Source organism: Parabacteroides sp. MSK.9.14, assembly GCF_019041495.1.
GTDB lineage: Bacteria > Bacteroidota > Bacteroidia > Bacteroidales > Tannerellaceae > Parabacteroides > Parabacteroides merdae.
Genome location: NZ_JAHPXO010000015.1, coordinates 1 through 23,188, shown reverse-complemented (window position 1 = coordinate 23,188; position 23,188 = coordinate 1). Strand labels below are relative to the sequence as shown.

Sequence of the window (23,188 nt, the reverse complement as noted above, 5' to 3'; positions counted from 1 at the left end):
AAACGAAGTTTTTCAAATAAATAAGTATATCTGCAGTAGTACATTATAAGCAGTTTGAGAACTTTCCAATGTCTCTTCCTTTGAAACTTTTTGGAAATCAATCTTTTTATTTGGATATTTTTGTTTAATTTTACGCCCAACAGAATGGTATTGTTAAAACATATCCGAGGTAAGAGTTTGGTAATGTGTTTTTAATGAATTTTCAATCACAATACACGGTAGGTTTGTAAAAATACCGTAGTTCTATTAAGACTGTAGTTCTTTTCTTTCCAACAAGAAGTTTCTCCGATTGATTTTTTATAAAGGGATGAAAAGGCTTTTCTGTACTTCTGCCAGCACAAGTATTCTGATAAATCAAAATAACACCCCGTCTCTATCTTACCGGACATTTTATTACCGATTCAAACAATTAGGCTGACACTTCAATATAGCAAGTCCGCCCTTACAGACTCTCCCGCAAGGTAAATCAAGCTACATTTGCATGTATTCCCTGCTCCATAGGCATATGTTCCAGGTTTCATAAGCATGTATTCGAGCATACATAGGCACATACAGACAGAAAGATAAGGACCTTTTACAACAAAAGTGCCGACCTTCATGCAAGAAAGTCGGCACTTTTATAAGATCCGGTCCCCTATTTTGAGAAAAAACATTGCCGGAAACGTTCTATTTTGTCTGGAAGCATTTGCCGGACGGATAGTTCCGGACAATCATTTTGCCTGCTATCCTCGACTATTTCTATCACGGCCGGCAGACATAAGCTGATTGGCATCCTTTCAGCAGACAAAAAGATTCATATGACTCCATTCCGGTGGCAGAACGGAAATCCTTATCTCCGCGAGAATACGATAAACACAGCCGTCCGATCCTTATCCCGGCTACAGCCAATAAAAACCGGAGCCTGTTTGACGTTTTGTCATTTTGACAAAGATCATACCATCGGAACTTCCATCAAAAGCACGGTCGCATGTTTCAATACCTCTATGGCAATGCTGTCGGTGTCCCAGAAACCGGCACCGTCACGTTTGGAAAGGACTGTGTTGGCAACCTCCACTTCGCCTTCGATCACGAACAGGTAAACGCCGTTCTTCTTGCCATGCAGTTTGTATTCCTTCACCAGTCCCGCATCCAACGTACCCATCGAGAACCAGGCATCCTGGTTGATGGAAGCCGGGGCGGAGCCGTCCGGCGCAATCATCATTCCCAGCTCATTCTTCTTCAGAACAGGGCGGATATCATAGCTCTTATAATGAGGTGCTGTATTCTCCTCACGCGGGAACACCCAGATCTGGAGGAAATCCAGCTGCTCTTCACCGCTATCATTGAACTCGCTATGGAAAATCCCCGTACCTGCACTCATCACCTGGATATCGCCCGGAGTAATCACTTCGCTGTTCCGGATACTGTCGCCGTGACGCAAATATCCTTTCAACGGAATAGAGATGACTTCCATATTCTTATGTGGATGTGTATCGAAGCCCTCTCCCGGAGCGACAGAGTCGTCATTCAGGACCCGAAGCATGCCAAAATGTACTCGCTTCGGGTTGTAGTAATTGGCAAAACTAAAAGTGTGATGGGTCTTCAGCCATCCATGATTTGCATACCCGCGAGTATTGGCTTTATCCACTACTGTTTTCATAAATAATCCTCCTTTGTTAATTTCATCCATATAACACTCCGGATTATGGAAAAGTTGCTGATACGGGCTGGCACCGATGTCCGGATATTCTTGACTTCCCCATACACGAAAGAGAGAAAATAGGCAAAAACATAATTTTCTTTAGTCTCGACAATACATGATACAAGAGAATTGAGTACTTTTGTACCCTAATAAAATCATCCCGTAAATATAAACACTATGGCAGTTTACTTAAACGATGTATCAAGAACATTCGGCGAATACTTGCTTATTCCAGGTTTAACAACCAAACAATGTGTGCCAACCAACGTTTCGCTGAAAACTCCGCTTGTGAAACACAAAGTGGGCGAAAAGCCTGCGATCGAACTAAACATTCCTTTTGTTTCAGCGATCATGCAATCCGTGTCCGGTCCCAAGTTGGCCATCGAACTGGCCCGCAACGGAGGACTGTCTTTCATCTTCGGTTCACAACCTATCGACAGCCAAGCCGAAATGGTCCGGAAAGTAAAGAAGTTCAAAGCCGGTTTTGTAATCAGCGACTCCAATCTGACGCCTGAAAATACGTTGGCAGATGTAATCGCTCTAGTACAGCGCACCGAACACTCTACGATCGGTGTGACGGACGACGGTACTCCTAACGGTAAATTGCTGGGTATGGTGACCAGTCGCGACTATCGTGCCGAAAAGGATTCTCCCGACAAGAAGGTGAAAGAATTCATGACTCCGTTCTCCAAACTGATCGTCGGCGAACTGGGCATGACATTGAGTGAAGCCAACCAGATCATCTGGGATCACAAACTGAACACGTTGCCGATCATCGACAAGGAACAGAACTTGCAATATTTCGTCTTCCGCAAAGACTACGACAGCCACCGCGACAATCCGAAAGAGTTGTCCGGCAGCGATAAGAAACTGCTCGTAGGCGCGGGGATTAACACACGCGACTATATGGAACGTGTTCCTGCGCTGGTTGAAGCGGGTGTCGACGTATTGTGTATCGACTCGTCCGACGGCTATTCCGAATGGCAGCAGGCAACACTGCAATGGATCAAGAAAACGTATGGTGACAAGGTGCTGGTCGGTGCCGGAAATGTTGTCGATAAGGAAGGTTTCGACTACCTGGTCGAAGCCGGAGCCGATTTCATCAAGGTAGGTATCGGTGGCGGTTCCATCTGTATCACCCGTGAACAGAAAGGTATCGGCCGCGGACAGGCTACCGCATTGATCGACGTGGCACAGGCACGCGACGAATATATGAAAAAGACAGGTATCTATGTGCCCATTTGCAGCGACGGCGGTCTGGTGCATGACTATCACATGGTTCTTGCTTTGGCGATGGGTGCGGACTTCCTGATGATGGGACGTTATTTCGCCCGCTTCGACGAATCTCCGACGAAGAAGATGAAGATCGGTAACAATTTCGTAAAGGAATACTGGGGCGAAGGTTCGAACCGCGCCAAGAACTGGCAGCGTTACGACATGGGCGGCAGCGAAGCACTTAAGTTCGAAGAAGGTGTCGACAGCTATGTGCCATACGCTGGAAAGATGAAAGACAACCTCAACCTCACATTAGGCAAAATAATCGCCACGATGTGCAGCTGCGGAGCTATCACCATTCCCGATTTGCAGAAGAACGCCAAAATCACATTGGTTTCCTCAACCAGTATCGTGGAAGGCGGAGCGCATGACGTGATCTTGAAGGAACAGAACTAAAAAACAGACTATTTATTCATAAAAAAGAGAGTATCCGGTTTTTCCAGATACTCTCTTTTTATTTAGGCTTACTTACGAATACTGTTTACTTGAATATAGAACTTAATACCTCCCCTGTCCAAGGTAAAGGTTTCTCCACATCAAACAAACGGAGGATCGTAGCTGCCGTATTCACGGTATTATTGGGTTCCGTGATCTTGAACCCTTTGCGTATTCCGGGACCGGTGATCCCCCAGGGAACAATCATCTCATTCGTGCTGACTCCGCCATGTCCGTATTCAATACCTCCGTGATCCGTCAGGAACATAAAATGAGTGTCTTTATACAAGCCGTCCCGTTTCATCTTTTCAAGAAATTTCCCGATCTCGACATCCGCTTCTTCAATAGACTTGATATATTCCGGAGACATCCATTTATGTTTATGCCCGGCATGATCGGTATGCACGGAATAAAGAAATACCAAAGTGGGATTACCTTCATTAGCCTTCAGAAAAGAAAATGCCTTTTCATAATTCGGGACATAAGCATCCTGTTCCAAATAGCTGACTTCATCCAAATACTTCTTGTTATACGGATAGAACAGATTTATCCAGTTATAATAAAAAGCCGTCTTCATCTGCGGAACTGCATCCTTAAGGATTTTAAATACCGATGGATAATAACCATCACTGTCCGTATGGATGGCAGGCAGCTTGAATTTGGATATTTCCCAACTGTTGTCAACAACTCCATGCTGTTCCGGACCACTTCCCGTCAAATGGCTTGTCCAATTGGGCAAAGTCACCGAAGGCATAACCACCCGCGTATCAAGCGAAAGGGAACCATCAGCCAGCAAGGCATCCAAATTCGGAGTTCTTGCTTTCAGAAATCCTTCCACACAAATACCATCGAGAGATATCAGGACCACACGCTTGGCTTTCGCTTTGCCAACCCCATCCGTCATAGCAGCAGCAGGAATGGGAAGAGAGGCCGAACCTAAAGCCAACGCACCTGCAAGCCCCTGCTTGAAAAATGTTCTTCTTGAATTTTTCATGATAATTTTATTATACGATTTTCCCCTGAAGCAAGTCTGAAATTCTTCAACCGCTTCTCTTTATCTCCAATAACCAACTTGTCCAACTGTAAAGAACCTTTCAGGACTTCGATCGTAGCAGTATCATCTGTAACGGTACAAGTACCCCAGGCATAACCGTTGCTCCAGAAATAACATCCCGGCCGGTCCGTGAAATGCATCCGTCGATCCACTCCTGAATATTGGAAATCGCTCAACGCGATTACTGCTGCCCAACTTGCCATCGAACGGGCATAGTGATGTCCGCACTCCGCCTCGCTGAACGGATTCCGCTTCGCCCCGTCATGACGGTCACGAATCGCACGGATGCAAGTCAAGGCCTCCTTTTCCATACTTTCGTATATCATGCCGACAGCGGCACAATATTCGAAACCGGTCATCACTTCGGCAAAGTAAGGGAAAGGGACTTCCAGTCGTCCTTTCGGCCAGGAGGCCATCAGCAGACCGGACTCATCTCCCATCACATACGAACGCATATTATTAAAGTAACGGCTGAAATCCTTCACATAATTATATTTCATGATACTTCCCAATGTCGTACGGATATGCTCCTTATCTCCCAGATATCCCAAACCGCATATATGGGCCATATACTGTCCGACCAACTGATCGACCAGGCAACCTTTTCCCAATTGAAACGGCGGAACCTTCACGTCCGGATTCCGCATATCCAGATATTCAAATGTTTCGGGATCGGTTATCTTATGTTCATAATATTCCCCGTTAAACAGATTGGCATCCATCCAGATGCTTCCCTGCCGGAACAAAGTATTGCATTTCTTGGCAAACGTCTTATCCTTCATGGCTAAAGCCATTTTCTCAGCCGCCTTTAAGGCTCCCATATACCAGAAGCCCATTTGAGGATTCGGACCGAAATAGTTCACATCCATCGTGTTATGCTGCGAACCTTCCATGATGCCGTCCTGATTGCCATCCCAACCTTTGTCGGTCCAGGCATAAGCAAGCACTTTCTTTACTTGCCCCCAATTCTTTTGCAGGAACTCATCGTCTCCCGACAACTGCCAATCCCGGTAAATCTTCATGACACATCCCATCTGGCCGTCCGCCGCAGCCGAATTACCTTTCGCTGCTTCCGATAAAGGCAAGGAAGCCCGGAAATTCATCAGCCCGTTTTCTTTCGTCGCATAGTTGAATTCCACATCACGCATCGTCTTTGCCAATTCACCGAAAAGAAACGGTGTCGCCACCTCGTAGTTCCAAACATGCGTGCAGCTGCCGGCACAAGAACCGAAACGATCCATCACGCCTTCCCATCCCATCAAATGTCCGCTAGGTAAACGAAAGACCGTTTGCGAACGCAATGTTGCCAGATTAAACAAAGCAGCCTCTTTGACAACATCAGGATAAGTCGATTTCAGGAAGGCATGCACAAAAGAGAGCGTCTGCCTTTCCATTTCCGGAATCTGAGGTACGATTGCCTCGGCCGCTTCCCAGGCATCCGGGAACCGAGTGCTGTAATAGTTCCCGACAATTGTTTCCGACCAAGCTTTCCGGTTCGGGAAATTCCAAGTCAGGTAGAAAGTAAACGTTTCCGTACTGCCAGGTCCCACTGTCTTCTTTACCGCCAGCGAAGCCATCGGGTCTTCATCCTCCTGTCTGTCCCGCTCCGTCAGTTCGCCATCAGCACTAAAATCATCCCAAAAGTTAAGAATACCATTATTCCAATTATCCGCCCGCGAAGAAGTCCGGTAGGTGACCCCTTCTACTGCCTGAGTGGTCAAGGCCACCGTTCCATAAGCCGGATCATTCTTATCTACCCCGTCCGAATATAGGTAGAGGCCTTGCAAGCCGTTCTTTTTACGAAACTGGTTTTTATTGTCTTTCGCGCCTGTCGGAATGTAATCTCCTTTCCAGTCAGTCCTGAACTTACTGCCGTCCTTCCCGATAAAATTGCGCATCGAACCACAAACGGCTACCTCCAAAGGACGGTCGGTCGTATTTGTCACCTCATAAGCCAACACGGCAATCGGCATGCCACTGGCATCTGCGTCTCCCGGTACCAACGGATTGAATCCTTTGACCGTCACTTTCACCGGCAATTGCCGGTCGGAAAGATGCACTTGTCCGAACGGATAAGCCGCCTCGAAAGTAGCATCGGCAAAACGCGGCATACCGTGATGGTTCACCGGCCGCCCCTCATAATGCAAATACTCCTGCGGATATAAAGGACCTGCAAGCAGGGTAGTCATAGCCTCTCCCGTCTGCGGTTTTGCATAAATTGCAAAGAAAGGTGCATTATTGCCGGTCGTCACCGTACTATATTTCTTACCAGGGACATTCATAATCTCCCAATCCCGCAACTCTCCCCGGCCTCCCAAAGAGACCGTTCCAGTCCCGATTCCTCCCAAAGGCAATGCCACCTGGTAAAGATGTTCCCGGTCATATTGTTTCAGAACCGGCCATGTTTGCGGCTTCCATTCTTGGGAAAAGACGGCTCCGGAAACAAACATACAAATCGTTAACAGCTTTAATCTATTCATAACTCCAAAATTAATTCAAGGCATACAATGCTCAAAGGGCTAATATACTTAAATATTATCCATTTCGGCCTTTTTTAACGGAAAAGATATCCGATATACCCATTATTACATCGGAGAGTTATAATCTTGAAAGGTTCAAAAGCTTGCCATAAAAAAGAGGATAAGCTATGTTAGCAAAACAAACAACAACCCTTATTGGGACGTTTTACTGTTTGGATTGAAAACCCAAGCAATCCGTGTCTGACATTTTTCTCTTTTATACCCGAATTAATAAGCAACCAGCAAAACGAGCACAGCAGGAAATCGAAAAACAAAATCCCTTTATGCTCAAAAAACAGAATATCCTAACATTGTGGAAAAGCTGAACTCCCGGAGAATTGCCTATAGTAAACGAATGTGTTTTGTTGTTAACGAAACAATGTTATACAATAACTCCCTTCCCAGATCAGGATAAGAAGGGAATTATAACCCGGATTTTGCATCAATTGCATTACGATGGCTAACCTTATGCATTAGCCATCCTAACTCATAGGGTTAGCACTTGTAAAGCGATGCCTTACTTTCTATACCTTATTTACCGGATGGCAGCCTGTCTACCACCATCGGACGGACAATATTTCCTCCTAACGAAACAATACTATCCTTGACAAACATATCTACGACAAACGAATTGCGAGGATGTATCTCAGACTCACTTTTGTGCGCATGGAAGACATAGCGCATCTTACCTTTCATATCGACAAAAGGAGCACCGTGACCGACGCCAACTAGCCCATCGCACTTATGCAACACGGGATTGCCTTCGTACTTTTTCCACGGGCCGAAAGGCGAATCCGATGTGGCAAAGCCTACCGCATAGTCCTGGCTTGTATAGCCGTTTGCCGAATAAATCAGATAATAGACGCCATTCTGTTTAAAGACGGAAGGACCTTCCACTACTTTGGGAAGAACCAATTCCCACGGTTCTTCGGCCTTGAAACATTGTGTCAATGTTTCTTCCTTGATCTCTTTCAGGTTCTCTTTCAGCTCTGCGCACCAGATGACATTGCCGTCGTTGAAACGAACGAAATATAGATAGGCTTTTCCGTCTTCGTCAAAAAAGACGGAAGTATCGATGCTCTTTTCCTCGCGGATCGGCTTATGCTCGTCCTGCTTGAACGGACCCAAAGGAGAATCTGCCGTAGCAACACAAATATGCTCTTCCGTCGAATAGAACATGTAGAACTTCTTATCTTTTTCAACATAATAGACTTCCGGCGCCCAGAACATCGATTCGCCGTACGAGTTCGCATGGCTAAGCGACAAAGCCGAGGCACGTTCCCAGTATTCGAGGTCTTTGGAGTAATAGACGTCAAAACCGGTTCCGACATTCGTCCCGTAAATATAGTAGAGGCTGTCATGTACCAAGATGTAAGGATCAGCCAGAGGGACCGTCTTGGACAAGACAGTTACCGGCTTTTCTTCTTCTACTTTTCCTTCTTCCTTTTTATCGGATTCGGAATCCGAACAACTCATGCAAAAACAAAGGGAGAACGAAAACAATAAAGTAATCCATTTCTTATTCATAAAATCATCAGTTTAATTATTTAATAACAGGACGAAACGCACCGTAAGAAGGCTCCAATTTATCAACGTAAGGCCAGCCGTCTTCATCCCACAAAATGCGGTCCAACAAAACTTGCCGTTGCGCATCCAAACGTTCCAGTTCAAAAGCATGGTAAAGCATCCACGTGTTCTTTTCGTCATCTTCGAGAAGGGTGGAATTGTGGCCGGTCCCAACAAAGCGGTCATTCTTATGCAGGATTACTTCATGCTTGTTATCCAACATTTGTCCTCCCTGTTTATCGACATACGGGCCGAAAAGGTCTTTCGAACGCGCCACAACTGTGGTGTAGGTGCTTTTCTGTCCTTCGCAACAAGAGCCGATAGAGCCGATGAGGTAGTAGTACCCGTCGCGTTTCCACAGGTTGATTCCTTCGTAAGCGTTGCCAGCGATCTGGCGCTTGGTGTCAAGTTTAGGCGTGATCATCACATCATCTGTCACATCCAGTTCCATGATATAAATTCCGAAGAAGCTCCCCCAAAGCATATAATACTTGCCGTCTTCCTCATAGAAATACTGGTCGATGGAGTTCTCTACATTCACTTCACGGCTGTCAAATACTTTGCCTTTCGGTGTGAACGGACCTTCGGGAGAATCGGAAACGGCATAACCAACGGTGCTAACCCAATGATTACCCCATTGCGCCAAAGAATAGAAAAGAACATATTTGCCTTTCACATAGCGAATCTCCGGGGCCCAAAGATGAGCACGTTCTTTGACATCCTTGTTGTCGGGCAAGAAGTCTGGACGAGTCTCATCAGTGAAGGCAGTTCCTATCTCTTCCCATTCCACCATATCTCTTGATCGAAAAATCGGCAAGTTACGGATATCTTCAGTCGCATATAAATAAAAATAACCATCTTTTGCTCGCATGGCAGTCGGATCAGGTGCAGCAATCCGTATCACCGGATTATGATAAGCTAGTTGTGAATCATCAACTTTCGGAATATCCTGCCCATCCGAATTTCCAGTATTACCATTTCCACTACAAGCAGTGCAATAAATAGCACAAGACAACAAGAAAAATTTTTTTACATTCTTCATTTTCTATCTATTTTTATGAAGAAGCTATTACAATAGTACATATCAAAAATATAAACTTTTGCAACAGCTTCTTCTTTACAAAATCATTACTTCCAACCCGGATTCTGTTCCATATTCGGGTTCATCTGCGTTTCGTTATACGGAATCGGATATAACCAATAATGGTCTCCCCCCCACGCATAATGATAAGTTGCCTGTCCCCAAACCTGTCGCAGACCGTTCACCACCTGTTTGCCGTTGTCGTCATATGTGGCAAACTTTTTGTCCTTCCAAGTCTTCCAACGAAGTTCGTCAAAGTAAATCAGGTCTTCACCAAGCAATTCCCAATACCGTTCGTTCCGGATACGTTCACGCATATCAGCTTGGCCCATCACGGTCGTTGGGACATTGGAGTTGAGCAATTGGGCACCGGCACGAGCACGTACCTGATTGACAACAGTAACCGCTTCGTCTATCTTGCCCTGTTCGTTCAATGCCTCAGCAAGGTTCAACAGAACATCAGCATACCGGATTTTCGGCATATCAATACCAGTACCTTTTTGGCTACCTTCACCGACTCCTTCCGTCACGAATTTACGGTTCAGATAATAAAACATCGCCTGCGTATCAGTACGCAAATCACTCGCTTCACGCGTAATCGTACCATCCGCATTTTGTGTTTCTATCCACTGGCTACGGAACGGATAGCGGTTTGTAAAGTAATTATCAGCACCTCCGTCACCTCCTAAATAGGTGGCATACGGCGTAATGACACTCATTTCTAAACGCGGATCACGCTGTTCGTAGGCCTTGCGAATACGAGCTTCATTGCCACTCGGCAGATAATAATCCATATTGGCCCCCTGCTCTTTCGCATTTGCGATTTCTGATTCCGTCAAGTTATCACGCAAGAAAAAGACACGGCGTTCATTGACCGTCAACTTATAATACTCGGGAATGATCTTCGACCAGTCGAACTTGCTTCCATCCGCACACTCATAGGTATCAACGAAATCCGGATTGACCAAATAGTTATTCCACATGGAACCATAAGTACAACGATTACCAAATCCCCGGTTCTTAGAATTCCAATAACCATCCTCTTCGATGCACTGGACAGAGAAGATCATCTCATCACACTGCTCATTGACCTCCTTGAACAACATCTTATAGGCATTCGCACCGGAAGTAAACAGGCGATAACCACAATCACCGACCTTTTTGAAGTCAGCTTCAGCAGCCCCCCAGTTCTCCAACCACAGGTATATCTTGCCTCTGAGCGCATACGCTGCACCTTTCGTAATGTGACCATAATCATTGTCGCCGCTGTTGTATTTATCCGGCAAATTTGGCTCGTTGATGCAATCAGTCAAATCCTTAATCAACTCATTCCAGAGATCCGTCATAGAAAGACGGCTACCCTTCGCTTCTTCGATGTTCTTGATTGGCTCTGTATAATAAGGAACACCACCAAACAGCAAGTTCAATTCATAATACCAATAGCTACGGAGAAATTTGGCTTCAGCAATCAAACGTGCTTTCTTCGCTTCCGGAAGCCCTACCACATCCGGCATATTAGCAATCACATCATTGCAACGGATGATAAACTTATAGTTGTCATGCCAAATCCAACTCGGACCATCTCCTGATGTCGTCTGGTTGCCAAACAGCATACCAAAGTTACGCCAGTTCGCATCGCGATCCATCACTGCCGAAAAGCAATCGAACCACATATTATAGTTATCATTATACAAATGGTTCAATCCATTGTATAAGCCGGTAACAGTCTGTTCAGCCATCGTGGCATCTGCCCATACCTCTCCTTCACTCGGCTGGTTTTTCGGAGTCAAATCCATATCTACACAACCTGTAAAGAACAAACCTGACAAAATTGTTGCTGAAAAAAGTTTTGCCATGTCTTTTATAATTCCCAAATTATTCTTGTCCATACTTTTTTTCACAATTTAATTAGAATGTCACATTAACACCAACCGTATACTGGCGGATCGGCATATAACCGTCACCGGCCATACGTTCCGGATCGCTACCTTCGAACTTAGTGATTGTCAGTAAATTTTCGCCAGACAGATAAACTCGTGCATTCTGAATGAAGGCTACTTTCATCCATTCTTTCGGAAAGGTATAGCCTATCGTCAGGTTTTTCAGCTTTATGTAGTTACCATTCTTCAGATGCCAAGAACTGGTAGCACTTGCCTGACCGCTGTTCTGATAACCAACGAGACGTGGCGTTTCGGAATAAATGTTCGTACGCGGATCATTCGGATTTTCAGGATCGAAGAAATAGTGATCATAAGCAATGTCATATCCGAGACCATATCCGTGCGTAACACTGACGCTGTTTTGCGTTTGTTTGTAATAATCGATCTTGAATCCGGCTGCTCCCGCCCAGTTCATCGATAGGTCAAAGCCCTTCCATGTCATGCTTGCCTGCAAGCCGAAGTAGTATTTCGGTCTCCAAGAAACACTTTGAAAATCGCGATCGTCATCATTACCATAAATACCATCTCCGTTATAGTCAGCATAAATCATATCCCCATACCAAATCTTATCTTTGCCGATCGCTTGGTTTGGGTAAAACTTATAACCAGCATCAAACATCGCCTGCAACCATTTCATATCAGCCTCAGTACGGATCATTCCGTCTTTCGGTCCCCCATTAATATTCACTGTCCCATCACTATTGAAATAAGAACCGTTACCTTTGTATGGATTCATCATATAATATTCATTCATCTCGTGGCCTTCCACGATCAAGTTGGACGAACCGTTTGCTACCGTACCAACATTCTGATACCACACTTTATTGCCGTTGGCATCCGTACGCCATTCGCGGACCAACTCCCCTTTATATTTCGTCACTTTATTCTTATTATAAGTAAAGTTTCCTGAAACTGAGTAAGAGATATCTCCGACACGGTCATTCCAACCCAAAGTAATTTCAAGCCCTTTGTTGTTAACACCTGCCAGATTCTGGAGCGGAGAAGTAAATTGGTTCAGAGATTCCGGAAGCGTCGGGCGATATAAGATTCCATCCGTTTTTTTGTCATATACTTCGATCGTTCCGTTCAAACGGTTGTTCAAAACACCGAAATCAAGACCTATATTGGTAATAGCCGTTTCCTCCCATTCCAAAGCGTAGTTGGAGAAAGTAGTCATGGCTAAACCATTGGATTTATTGCTATTGAACGCATAGTTGTAGCCTGAACCGTAAAGTGCCTGCCACTCGTAATTACCAATGGAATTATTACCCAACTTCCCCCAAGATGCACGCAGCTTCAAATTACTCAACCAATCTATATCTTTCATAAATTCCTCTTCAGATATACGCCAACCGGCAGAGAAAGAAGGAAACAGACCCCAACGAGAATCGGGAGAAAAACGAGAAGAACCATCATAACGCATGTTCATTTCGAACAAGTAACGATTGTCAAATGCATAATTGATGCGACCGAACCAAGAACGAGAAGAATATTCGTATGAAGAACCCTTAATATAATAAGGATCCGTCATGGCATCAAAGTCTGTCAAATTGACACTTGACATACCTTCCTTACAAATATCCACTTCGTCTCCCCAGTTACGCGATTCTTCATAACCGATCAATGCACCCACATCGTGCTTTCCATAAGTATGCGCCCAACTCACCAGCATATTGGTTTTCCAGTACTTTTCACGTCTTTCCCAATCATACACCTTATAAGTAGCCATATCCGTAGAAGTCGGAGGCGTACTCAAAGTCATTGTACGGTTGAAACTGTACTGTTCTTTATAATCAGAAGGTTGCCATCTGTGATGGTTTGTAAACTGATCATAATAAAAGTTGGCTGTAAACTTGAAGTCTTTCAAGAACTTCACTTCTATATACGGGTTCACGAAATATTTGTTCTGCTTGTAGTAACCATACGAGTTACTCATATTCAGCAATGGGTTTCCTGCCTGCCCGTCTTCTTCGTTAGTTTCGATTCCACCATATTTGCCGTCATAATAAGGATAAACACCTGGGGTCACCTTCTGCATGTTCAATCCCCACATATCGCCCAGATTATTGCGATCCTGATCGGCGTTATACCCCCAAGCACGCATTCCTACAGTCAGGAAATCGGTTACTCTCGACTCGATGTCACTACGCAAATAATATTTCTTTACCCCCGACTCGATAACCAAACCTGGATTATTCAGGTAAGTACCCGAAATCGCATAGTTAGTACGCTTTTCCGCACCAGTCAAGCTGATAGTATGTTCCTGCATCCATTTCGGGTCATAAACGACATCATACCAATCCGTATTCGGATGCGTCACATAATTCGGTATGCCAGCGACATTCGTCGCGTTCGGGTTATTAGCTGCTTCACGCCACTCATTGATCGTCGACTGGGAGAACTTGGCCGCCTGGTTCGTGTTGAGATAACCTTCGTTGACAAACTCCATATAATCCGCATAATCCGTTACCTGACGAATCAGCTTGGCCGGAGTCTGGTAAGAAAACTTGCCCGAATAGGTCACATTGATTTTTCCATCCGAACCACGTTTCGTCGTAACCAAGATTACCCCATTAGCCCCTCTGTTACCGTAAATGGCACAAGAAGCGGCATCTTTCAAGATGGAGATCGAAGCCACATCATTTGGATTCACTTCATTGAGGCTCATCTCCATTCCGTCCACAAGGATCAGTGGGCCAGCATCGTTCATCGTACCCACACCACGGATCAAGATGGAAGAACCTTCGGCATTCGGCTGGCTACTAGTATTCATCACATTGACACCAGCCGCCATACCTGACAACGATGCGGCGATCGTGGTAACCGGACGGCTCAGCTTCTCATCCGTAAAATTTAGACTGGCTACAGATCCGGTCAAATTCACCTTCTTCTGAGCAGCATAACCGACAACAACAACTTCTTCAAGAGCTTGGGTGTCATCTTTCAATACGATTTCGAAAGCCCCTTTATTACCCACTACAATCTCTTGGGCCATGTAACCGATATAGGATACCGAAAGTTTAGAATCGGCAGAAACGCCTTCCAGCGTAAATTTCCCGTCCATATCGGTTATTGTTCCGTTGGTAGTGCCCTTTACCGAAACATTCGCTCCGACAACCGGTTCGCCATTAACATCGCGGACAACTCCGGTGACAATCTTTCCCTGCTGGTGAACGCCAGCCTCCTTGACAGTTATGATAATGTTTTTATTCGATATCGTATAACTACAATTCGGGAGAATTGTAGTCAGTATATCTGATATACTGACTACAATTCGGGAGAATTGTAGTCAGTATATCTGATATACTGAGATCCTCAGCATTCAATGTGACACGTTTGTCCACGTCTATTATTTCGTCATTATAAAAGAACGTAAACTCACTGCAATTTTCAATTTTCTTTAATACCTCTTTGACTGTTGAGTTTTTCATATTGAGGCTAATCCGGACAGTCTGAGAATAAGACTCTGTAGCATAAAGCCCACTTAACATGAAAGTTAACATAAACAGGGCTAAATTCATCACCCTGGTTTCTTTTTGAATAAAAGAATACAAAAGACCCTTTCGGTTAAAATAAATCATATTCTATATAGATTTTCAGTTAAACTTTATCGCCGAAACCAAATACCGGACGATAGATTAATTATTTTTTTCGACAGACGAATGCAACCCACATACACCTATCCTCTTTTTTCACAATAACATCATTTGTCTATTCCCATAAGCAATCTGTTTTTAAAGTTAAACATTTATTTTCGAGGAGTTATATATACTTTATTTTTCTTTATCTCATACCTAATCGGAGCAATCAGACTCATCGCCTCCATCACCTCTTCGATGCTCTCCTGCCGGATTGTGAAAGAAAGACGAGTGGCAGCGGCAAACTGCTTCGGGCATTCAATGTCCATATTATAGCGTCCCTCCATACTGATTAAGATATCAGCCAGACAGTCGTTGTCAAATACCAGGCGGTCTTTGATCCAATCGGTATATAAACCGACTTTGGCTTCTTCGACAGAGGCGATCTGATCCGACTTACGGTATCTGAACAGTTCATCCGGTTTCAAGTAAACCGGATCTTTCATGGCTTTTCCCGATATCTTTACACTACCGCTCAGCAAAGCGGTCTTTACAAATTCACCGGAAGAATAGCTATCGAGATCGAAGCAGGTCCCCAAGACCTCTACATCTATCTCTCCCGCCTGTACGACAAAAGGCTTTTTCGCATCTTTCGCCACCTCGAAATATGCTTCTCCCTCCAAAGAGACCAACCGTCTGTCATCGGCAAATTGATTCGGATAAGTCAGTTTAGTTTCCGAATTCAGCCAAACCACCGATCCGTCAGGCAACGTGAACCGGCCTTTGCTTCCTTTTGCCGTAATCAGTTGGTTTTGCACGATGACATCAGGAGCGGAATGCTCCCTCCAACTGCCGATACCATAACCGATTCCCAGCAAAAGCAACAAGACGGCAGCAACCCGCGTCCAACGCAAAACCACCGATAATGTATTTCTCTTCGCAGGCAAGTCCCTCTCCATCCGTCCCTGCTCCAACAAGATACGGTTTTTCAGTTTCCCCAAAGCGATATCGATCTCCAGCTCGTTTCCGGCAGCGACATTACAAGACAGCCACAGGTCACGAGTTGCAATAAAATCATCCCGATTATCATCCGATTGTTTCAGCCATCGAAGCAATAGCCTCTTCTCTTCCAGTTCAGCCGAGCCATCCAGATAACGGATTATGATTTCGTTGATATCGTGTGTTTCTTCTTTCATTACAGATTCATTTATTAGTAATACAAAAAAAGGTAGTTTTACCCTACCTCCATCCTACAAAGAATTAACGTTTCTTTTTATTCTCCGGCATGAAACTTTCGTTCCACCCTCTGGCTGTCTAAAGAGAAAGACAAGTGACAGCCAACACTAACAAAGGGAATAAGTCCCTTTGGATAAGATATTCTTTCAACCCAGAAAGAGCCTTGCTAATCTGCTTTTCAACCGCTTTGATACTAATATTCAGTTGTTCCGCAATCTCACGGTTCTTCAATCCATAGCTCCGGCTTAACATAAATATTTTATGGCATTGAGGGGGAAGCGTGTTTATATAAGACATGATTTCTTCTTCCAGTTCTTTCAATAACAAGCTCTGCTCGGAATTTTGCATATAAGAGGAAACGTACTGATCCAATATATCCGTCTCTCTCTCAGGTTTCAAAGGGTATACATCCTGTTGTTTCTTATCCAACGCATTCAGAGCATGCGTATATACGGCTTTGAAAAGATAAGACTTTACAGATTCATCCTCAAAACGGATACTTTCACGCCGCTTCCAAAGTTCATAAAAAACATCCTGAACAATATCTTCCGACAAATCCTTATCATTCACAAAACGGAAAGCATACGCCCGCAAAGGTTTGTAGAAACGCTTGAACAGTGTTTCCAAGGCTGCAAAATCCTGAACATAGATCTCTCCTGACATGAATTTGTTGTTTTATAAAAAGCAAAGTTACTACAAAAAAGTGAAATGCGGAAAGATATAGTGATAGAATTGAGTTACAAGGGTTTTGGTTGAAGTGGCGATAATCCGTGAAGCCATTACAATCCCTGCCGAAGCCAAATCCTGACGCCGCTACGTTACTTGTTCGTAACCATGCCCGAAAATGCGACAAACGGGTACGAATAGCGAAACAAGGCTCTAAGGAATAGTGAGTTATCCATAACTCATGCGAAAAATCAGGTTACGGAAAAAGATTGCGCCGTTCCTCCCCGTTTTGCGTACCAACACCGGACTCTTCACCAACTAATTTTGAAACCCAAAAATTAAGGACAATGAAGAGTACATTTTCAGTAATCTACTACCTCAAGCGTCAGGTAGTGAAAAAGGACGGGACAGTTCCCGTCATGGGACGCATCACGGTGGACGGCAGCCAGACACAGTTCAGCTGCAAACTGACTGTCGATCCGAAACTGTGGGACACCAAAGGTGGACGTGTCACGGGCAGAAGCACGGCGGCACTCGAAACGAACCGTATGCTTGACAAGATGCGGGTACGCATCAACAGGCATTATCAGGAAATCATGGAGCGTGACAACTTCGTCACGGCGGAGAAGGTGAAGAACGCCTTTCTCGGACTGGAACACCGCTACCACACGCTGATGCAGGTGTTCCGCCAGCACAACGAGGACTACGAGAAGCAGGTGGAGGCAGGCATGAAAGCCAAAGGCACGCTGCTGAAGTACCGCACCGTTTACAAGCACATGCAAGAGTTCCTCGACATCCGCTACCATGTGAAGGACATCGCCCTAAAAGAGCTTACCCCGGCTTTCATCTCCGACTTCGAGATGTTCCTGCGCACGGACAAGCACTGCTGCACCAATACCGTGTGGCTGTACGTCTGCCCGTTACGGACGATGGTATTCATCGCCATCAACAACGAGTGGCTGACGCGCGACCCGTTCCGCGAGTATGAAATCAAGAAGGAGGAAACAACACGCAGTTTCCTGACCAAAGATGAGATCCGCCTGCTGATGGAGGGGAAACTGAAAAACGCCAAACAGGAATTGTACCGCGACCTCTACCTGTTCTGCGCCTTCACGGGGCTGTCGTTCGCGGATATGCGCAACCTTACGGAAGAGAATATCCGCACCTACTTCGACGAACACGAGTGGATAAACATCAACCGCCAGAAAACGGGCGTGGTGTCCAACATCCGCCTGCTCGACATCGCCAACCGCATAATCGGCAAATACCGGGGACTGTGCGGGGACGGCAGGATATTTCCCGTTCCGCATTATAACACGTGCCTTGCCGGTATCCGTGCCGTCGCCAAGCGTTGCGGCATCACCAAGCATATCACGTGGCATCAGAGCCGCCACACGGCAGCCACGACGATATTCCTCTCCAACGGTGTTCCCATCGAAACGGTCAGCTCCATGCTCGGACACAAGAGCATAAAGACGACGCAGATTTACGCAAAGATAACCAAAGAGAAGCTCAATCAGGACATGGAGAACCTTGCCGCAAGATTGAACGGCGTCGAGGAATTTGCAGGTTGCACCATCTAAAAAGAAAAGCCATGAAACGTGACACAATCATCATCGAGGACAAGGCAGTCAGCGTAACCGGTAACGACGTGTGGATGACCGCCACCGAAATAGCCGGATTGTTCCATACGACCGTCCCGGCAGTGAACGCCGCCATCAGAGCCGTCCGCAAGTCGGACGTGCTGAACGACTACGAGGTGTGCCGCTACATGCAGCTTGAAAACGGGCTGCACGCGGACGTGTACGCCCTTGAAATCATCATCCCGGTCGCTTTCAGGGTGAATACCTACAACACCCACCTGTTCCGCACATGGCTGGTGGGAAAGGCACTCTCACAAGAGAAACGGCAGACATACGTGATGTTCATACAGAACGGAAAAGCCGGGTATTGCTGATTGCACATACCCCATAAGACAAGTAAACGGGTAGCACCACAAAAGGTGTCACCCGTTTACTTTTTCATGAAACCGCCTCACTCCAGCGGCTTGCGGTAGTTCGCTTCCAGTACCCCGCGCAGCCCCGTTTCCGGGTAAAGCACCTTCCCTCCCAAAAGTATGAAGGGCAACACGCGGTTGTTGCGGTATTCCTGCAAGGTGCGCCGGCTCACACGGAGCAGTTCCGACACCTCGCCGTCCGTCAGGTAACGTTCCCCGTCCAGCGGAGGACGGTAGCTTTCCAGAAATGCGGACAGCCATTTCGAGCCTTTGCGCATATCCTGCACCACAGAGGCTATCGGCTCGTCTTCCATCGTAAAAACATCGTTGTTCTCGTTCATCATAACTTCGGATTCAGTGGGTGAATAAATCAAATCATCTGCCGTGCGGATAGAGCGTGCCGACAAGCGGTATCAGCCGCTTCACCTCCTCTGGCTTGTAATAGAACCTGCGGTTTATCTGCGAGTAGCCGATAAGCCGCCTGTCACGCAGCGTCTGCAACGTGCGCGGGCTTATTCTCAACTGCCCGCAGACCTCCTCGCCCGTGAGCCATCTTTCCATGCGCCCCGTGTCGCTTTTGCGCCTCAGGGCGGCGACCTTCTCCGAGAGTGCGCCGAATGCCGCCACCATCATCTCGAAAGTCTTTTTCTCGATAGATACTATTTCCATATTCATGTCATTTAGAGTTTGCCGCAAAGGTAACGAAACGGCATACAAGACGTATCGTTTTCCGCTGAAAGGCTGCCTGTTGCGCCGTTTGACCGGGTTACGGAGCCATCTTCCGCAAAAATCTTACGTGAGTCACGTAGTGAGTTGTTAAAGCCCCTTTTGTTTATTGCCGAATTTTGTCGCAGAAACAAAAAGAAAGGACTGAACATGAAAGTGATAACAATGGAAAGTTCCGCCTACAAGGAGATGATGGCGCAGATTGCGAACATCGCAGGGTACATCCGCGAGGCAAGGGACGAGAAGAAACGGAAGCGGGAAACCGAAGACAAGCTGCTTGACACGGCACAGGCGGCGAAGATGCTCAACGTGAGCAAGCGCACCATGCAGCGTATGCGCACCGACCACCGTATCGAGTATGTGGTGGTACGCGGAAGCTGCCGCTACCGCCTTTCCGAGATACTGCGGCTATTGGAGGACAACACAGTAAGGAACGAGGAAGGGACAATAGACACCCTGTTCCACAACCACACGCTGCGCACGGGCGGCAAACCAAAAGGAAGGAGGACATAGGTCATGGAACTGCTCACACGAAACAACTTCGAGGGCTGGATGCAGAAGCTGATGGAACGGCTCGACCGTCAGGACGAACTGCTGCTGGCGATGAAGGCTGAGGGGAAACAGCCCACTATCACGGAAAGCATCCGCCTTTTCGACAATCAGGATTTGTGCATGTTGCTCCAGATAAGCAAACGCACCCTCCAACGCTACCGCAGCGTAGGCGCATTGCCCTACAAGACGCTGGGCAAGAAGACCTATTACAGCGAGGAGGACGTGCTGACATTCCTTTCCAACCATATCAAGGACTTCAAAAAGGAAGATATAGCCTTCTACAAGGCTCGTATCCATAATTTCTTTCATAAATAACCCATTAAAACATTTTTCAGATGGCAAAGAAAAAAGACGAAAAGGACGTGCTGGTAGTCCGTGACGAGAAGACAGGCGAGATCAGCGTGGTAGCCGGGCTGAACGCGGACGGCACACCCAAGCGCACCCCCGCAAAAGCGGAGAACGCGCAGAGTTTCCTGCAATTCGACCGACATGGCGACGTGCTGGACAACTTCTTCAAGAACTTCTTCCGGCAGTGCAAGGAACCCAGCCGCTTCGGTTTCTACCGCATTGCGGCAGACCAAGCTGAAAATCTCTTAGAGGTGATGAAGCAACTGCTGAAAGACCCCGAAGCGAACAAGGAGCTGCTCGCCCCTCACAAGGTGGACACCTCCGACTATGAGAAGAAGGTGCAGGAAGAGATGGCAGCACAACAGACAGAGAAACAAGAACCTCAAAAACAGGAGAACATGGAACAACGGAAAGAACAGCAACAGGACAAATCCGAACAGATGCAGGGCAAACGTGGCTACCAGCCCATCGACGAGAGTAAAATCAACTGGCAGGAGCTGGAGGACAGATGGGGCGTAAAGCGGGACAACCTTGAAAAGTCCGGCGACCTTACGAAGATGCTCAACTATGGCAAGTCCGACTTGGTAAAGGTCAAACCGACCTTCGGCGGCGAATCATTCGAGCTGGACGCCCGCCTCTCCTTCAAGAAGGACGGTGAGGGAAACATCAGCCTCGTGCCGCACTTCATCCGCAAGGAGCAGAAGCTGGATGAGTACAAGGAACACAAATTCTCCGACAATGACCGGAAGAACCTCCGCGAAACGGGCAATCTCGGTAGGGTCGTGGACATTGTGGACAGGGAAACGGGCGAGATCATCCCCTCCTACATCAGCATCGACCGCAAGACGAATGAAATCACGGACATTCCGGCAAGCAGGGTGCGCATCCCGGAGCGCATCGGCAAGACGGAAATCACCACGCAGGAGCGGGACATGCTCCGCGCCGGACTGCCCGTACGCGACAAGCTCATCGAGCGCAACGACGGCAGAAAGTTCGTCACCACCCTGCAAGTGAACGTGGAGCAGCGCGGCGTGGAGTTCGTGCCGGGAACCGGCAAGTCGCCCCGTACCGCACAGACACAGGAAACCAAAGGCGACACATCGAAAAGTCAGGCGCAGGGCGGGGAAAATGCCGCACAGACCAAGAAGGAGCAACGCCGCAACACGTGGACGAACGAGGACGGCAGCATCCGCCCCATCAGCAAATGGAGCGGCGTGAGCTTCACCGACCAGCAGAAAGCCGACTATGTGGCGGGTAAAGCCGTGAAGCTGGAGAACGTGACCGACAAGCAGGGCTTCCATGCCACGATGTATATCAAGTTCAACCCGGAGAAGGGACGCCCGTACCGCTACGACACGAACCCTGACAATGCACAGCAGGTTGCTCCGTCCAACGAGAGCCGCACGCAGGTGGCGGTGAACAACGATGGCAAGACCAACGAGGCTACAAAGAATCTGAGAGAGCCGTTGCAGAAAGGTCAGACCAACCCGAAGGACGCCCGCCAGCAACAGCAGCAGGAGAAGCCGCAGAAGAAAACGGGCAAGGGCATGAAAATGTAATCCCGTGTCCGCCACTGAATCCAAAATAAAATCCAAAGTATCAACAAAAAAGAAGAAGACATGAAGACAATCATTGCAGAAAAGCCCTCCGTGGCACGTGAAATCGCCCGCATCGTGGGCGCGACAAAGAGAGAGGAAGGATATTTCGAGGGAGGCGGTTATGCCGTGACATGGGCATTCGGACACCTCGTTCAGCTTGCCATGCCCGACGGCTACGGCGTGCGCGGATTTGTCCGTGACAACCTCCCGATTATTCCCGACACATTCACGCTCGTCCCCCGTCAGGTCAGGACGGAGAAAGGTTACAAGCCCGACAGCGGCGTGGTGTCGCAGATAAAAGTCATCAAAAGACTGTTCGACACAAGCGAACATATCATCGTGGCGACCGATGCCGGACGCGAGGGAGAGCTTATCTTCCGCTACCTCTACCACTATACGGGTTGCACCACTCCTTTCGTGCGCCTGTGGATCAGCTCTCTCACCGACAAAGCTATCCGCGAGGGACTGCGGAAACTCGAAGACGGCAGCAAATACGACAACCTCTACCTCGCCGCCAAAGCGCGGAGCGAATCCGACTGGCTCGTGGGCATCAACGGCACACAGGCGTTATCCATCGCCGCCGGACACGGCACGTATTCCGTGGGGCGGGTGCAGACACCAACGTTGGCTATGGTATGTGAACGCTACTGGGAGAACCGCCGCTTTACGTCCGAAGCATTCTGGCAGCTCCATATCGCAACGGACGGTTGCGACGGCGAAGTCGTGAAATTCTCATCCTCCGAGAAATGGAAAGAGAAAGAACCGGCGATGGAACTATATAATAAGGTAAAGGCGGCAGGTTGCGCCACTGTCACGAAAGCCGAGCGCAAGGAGAAGACGGAGGAAACTCCCTTGCTCTACGACCTGACCACGCTCCAGAAAGAAGCCAACGCCAAGCACGGCTTCACGGCGGAACAGACGCTTGAAATCGCGCAGA

General features: G+C 47.1%; 18 protein-coding genes. 7 read left to right on the top strand and 11 right to left on the bottom strand.

Annotated elements, in window-relative coordinates; all coding sequences use genetic code 11:
• Positions 1 to 931: 931 nt before the first annotated feature.
• Positions 932 to 1,639, bottom strand: coding sequence for a pirin family protein (locus KTG12_RS09615; protein WP_138272750.1), 708 nt, complete (start codon positions 1,637 to 1,639; stop codon positions 932 to 934).
• A gap of 219 nt (positions 1,640 to 1,858) precedes the next feature.
• On the opposite strand from KTG12_RS09615, the gene KTG12_RS09610 reads away from it, so the two are divergent.
• Positions 1,859 to 3,352 carry an IMP dehydrogenase gene (locus tag KTG12_RS09610; RefSeq protein ID WP_005646461.1) on the top strand — a complete coding sequence of 498 codons (1,494 nt, stop codon included), beginning with the start codon at positions 1,859 to 1,861 and terminating at the stop codon, positions 3,350 to 3,352.
• An 85-nt stretch (positions 3,353 to 3,437) separates the two neighbouring features.
• Here KTG12_RS09610 and KTG12_RS09605 read toward each other — a convergent pair whose 3' ends face one another.
• From KTG12_RS09605 to KTG12_RS09570, 8 genes are all read right to left on the bottom strand, one after another.
• Positions 3,438 to 4,385 carry an alkaline phosphatase family protein gene (locus KTG12_RS09605; protein ID WP_122115863.1) on the bottom strand — a complete coding sequence of 316 codons (948 nt, stop codon included), beginning with the start codon at positions 4,383 to 4,385 and terminating at the stop codon, positions 3,438 to 3,440.
• Positions 4,382 to 6,925 (bottom strand): GH116 family glycosyl-hydrolase, encoded by a 2,544-nt coding sequence (locus tag KTG12_RS09600; RefSeq protein ID WP_046452156.1) that lies wholly within the window; start codon positions 6,923 to 6,925, stop codon positions 4,382 to 4,384. Before KTG12_RS09600 ends, KTG12_RS09605 begins: the two co-directional genes overlap by 4 nt.
• Before the next feature lie 570 nt (positions 6,926 to 7,495).
• Positions 7,496 to 8,491, bottom strand: coding sequence for a glycoside hydrolase family 43 protein (locus tag KTG12_RS09595; RefSeq protein ID WP_138272751.1), 996 nt, complete (start codon positions 8,489 to 8,491; stop codon positions 7,496 to 7,498).
• Between the two features lie 16 nt (positions 8,492 to 8,507).
• A complete protein-coding gene (locus KTG12_RS09590) occupies positions 8,508 to 9,572 on the bottom strand; it encodes a family 43 glycosylhydrolase (RefSeq protein WP_046452157.1) in 1,065 nt (354 codons plus the stop codon).
• Between the two features lie 86 nt (positions 9,573 to 9,658).
• Positions 9,659 to 11,500: a RagB/SusD family nutrient uptake outer membrane protein gene (locus KTG12_RS09585; protein ID WP_005636239.1), complete on the bottom strand. Its 1,842-nt coding sequence runs from the start codon at positions 11,498 to 11,500 to the stop codon at positions 9,659 to 9,661.
• Between the two features lie 19 nt (positions 11,501 to 11,519).
• Positions 11,520 to 14,747, bottom strand: a complete 3,228-nt coding sequence (locus KTG12_RS09580; protein WP_227225745.1) for a TonB-dependent receptor — start codon at positions 14,745 to 14,747, stop codon at positions 11,520 to 11,522.
• Between the two features lie 552 nt (positions 14,748 to 15,299).
• Positions 15,300 to 16,325 (bottom strand): FecR family protein, encoded by a 1,026-nt coding sequence (locus KTG12_RS09575; protein ID WP_216945427.1) that lies wholly within the window; start codon positions 16,323 to 16,325, stop codon positions 15,300 to 15,302.
• Positions 16,326 to 16,443: 118 nt separating this feature from the next.
• The gene (locus KTG12_RS09570; RefSeq protein WP_005636233.1) at positions 16,444 to 17,028 is read right to left on the bottom strand and encodes an RNA polymerase sigma-70 factor; all 585 of its coding nucleotides are present in this window, start codon (positions 17,026 to 17,028) and stop codon (positions 16,444 to 16,446) included.
• Positions 17,029 to 17,378: 350 nt separating this feature from the next.
• Between KTG12_RS09570 and KTG12_RS09565 the strand changes: the two genes are divergently transcribed.
• Both KTG12_RS09565 and KTG12_RS09560 read left to right on the top strand, forming a co-directional pair.
• Entirely contained in the window at positions 17,379 to 18,614 is a 1,236-nt protein-coding gene (locus KTG12_RS09565; protein ID WP_004291422.1) for a site-specific integrase, read from the top strand.
• A gap of 11 nt (positions 18,615 to 18,625) precedes the next feature.
• On the top strand, positions 18,626 to 18,988 hold the full coding sequence (locus KTG12_RS09560) for a hypothetical protein (protein WP_004291423.1): 363 nt from the start codon (positions 18,626 to 18,628) through the stop codon (positions 18,986 to 18,988).
• A gap of 77 nt (positions 18,989 to 19,065) precedes the next feature.
• Here KTG12_RS09560 and KTG12_RS09555 read toward each other — a convergent pair whose 3' ends face one another.
• Complete coding sequence (locus KTG12_RS09555) at positions 19,066 to 19,371, bottom strand: helix-turn-helix domain-containing protein (RefSeq protein ID WP_004291424.1); 306 nt, start codon at positions 19,369 to 19,371, stop codon at positions 19,066 to 19,068.
• Between the two features lie 31 nt (positions 19,372 to 19,402).
• Positions 19,403 to 19,702, bottom strand: coding sequence for a helix-turn-helix domain-containing protein (locus KTG12_RS09550; protein WP_004291426.1), 300 nt, complete (start codon positions 19,700 to 19,702; stop codon positions 19,403 to 19,405).
• Between the two features lie 201 nt (positions 19,703 to 19,903).
• Between KTG12_RS09550 and KTG12_RS09545 the strand changes: the two genes are divergently transcribed.
• The 4 genes from KTG12_RS09545 to KTG12_RS09530 form a co-directional block, all read left to right on the top strand.
• The gene (locus KTG12_RS09545) at positions 19,904 to 20,266 is read left to right on the top strand and encodes a helix-turn-helix domain-containing protein (protein WP_004304264.1); all 363 of its coding nucleotides are present in this window, start codon (positions 19,904 to 19,906) and stop codon (positions 20,264 to 20,266) included.
• A 3-nt stretch (positions 20,267 to 20,269) separates the two neighbouring features.
• Positions 20,270 to 20,620 carry a helix-turn-helix domain-containing protein gene (locus KTG12_RS09540; protein WP_004291454.1) on the top strand — a complete coding sequence of 117 codons (351 nt, stop codon included), beginning with the start codon at positions 20,270 to 20,272 and terminating at the stop codon, positions 20,618 to 20,620.
• Positions 20,621 to 20,640: 20 nt separating this feature from the next.
• Positions 20,641 to 22,212, top strand: a complete 1,572-nt coding sequence (locus tag KTG12_RS09535; protein WP_004291455.1) for a DUF3945 domain-containing protein — start codon at positions 20,641 to 20,643, stop codon at positions 22,210 to 22,212.
• 60 nt (positions 22,213 to 22,272) lie between these two features.
• Positions 22,273 to 23,188 (top strand): DNA topoisomerase (locus KTG12_RS09530; RefSeq protein ID WP_254189039.1); only part of this gene is annotated, 916 nt, incomplete at its 3' end.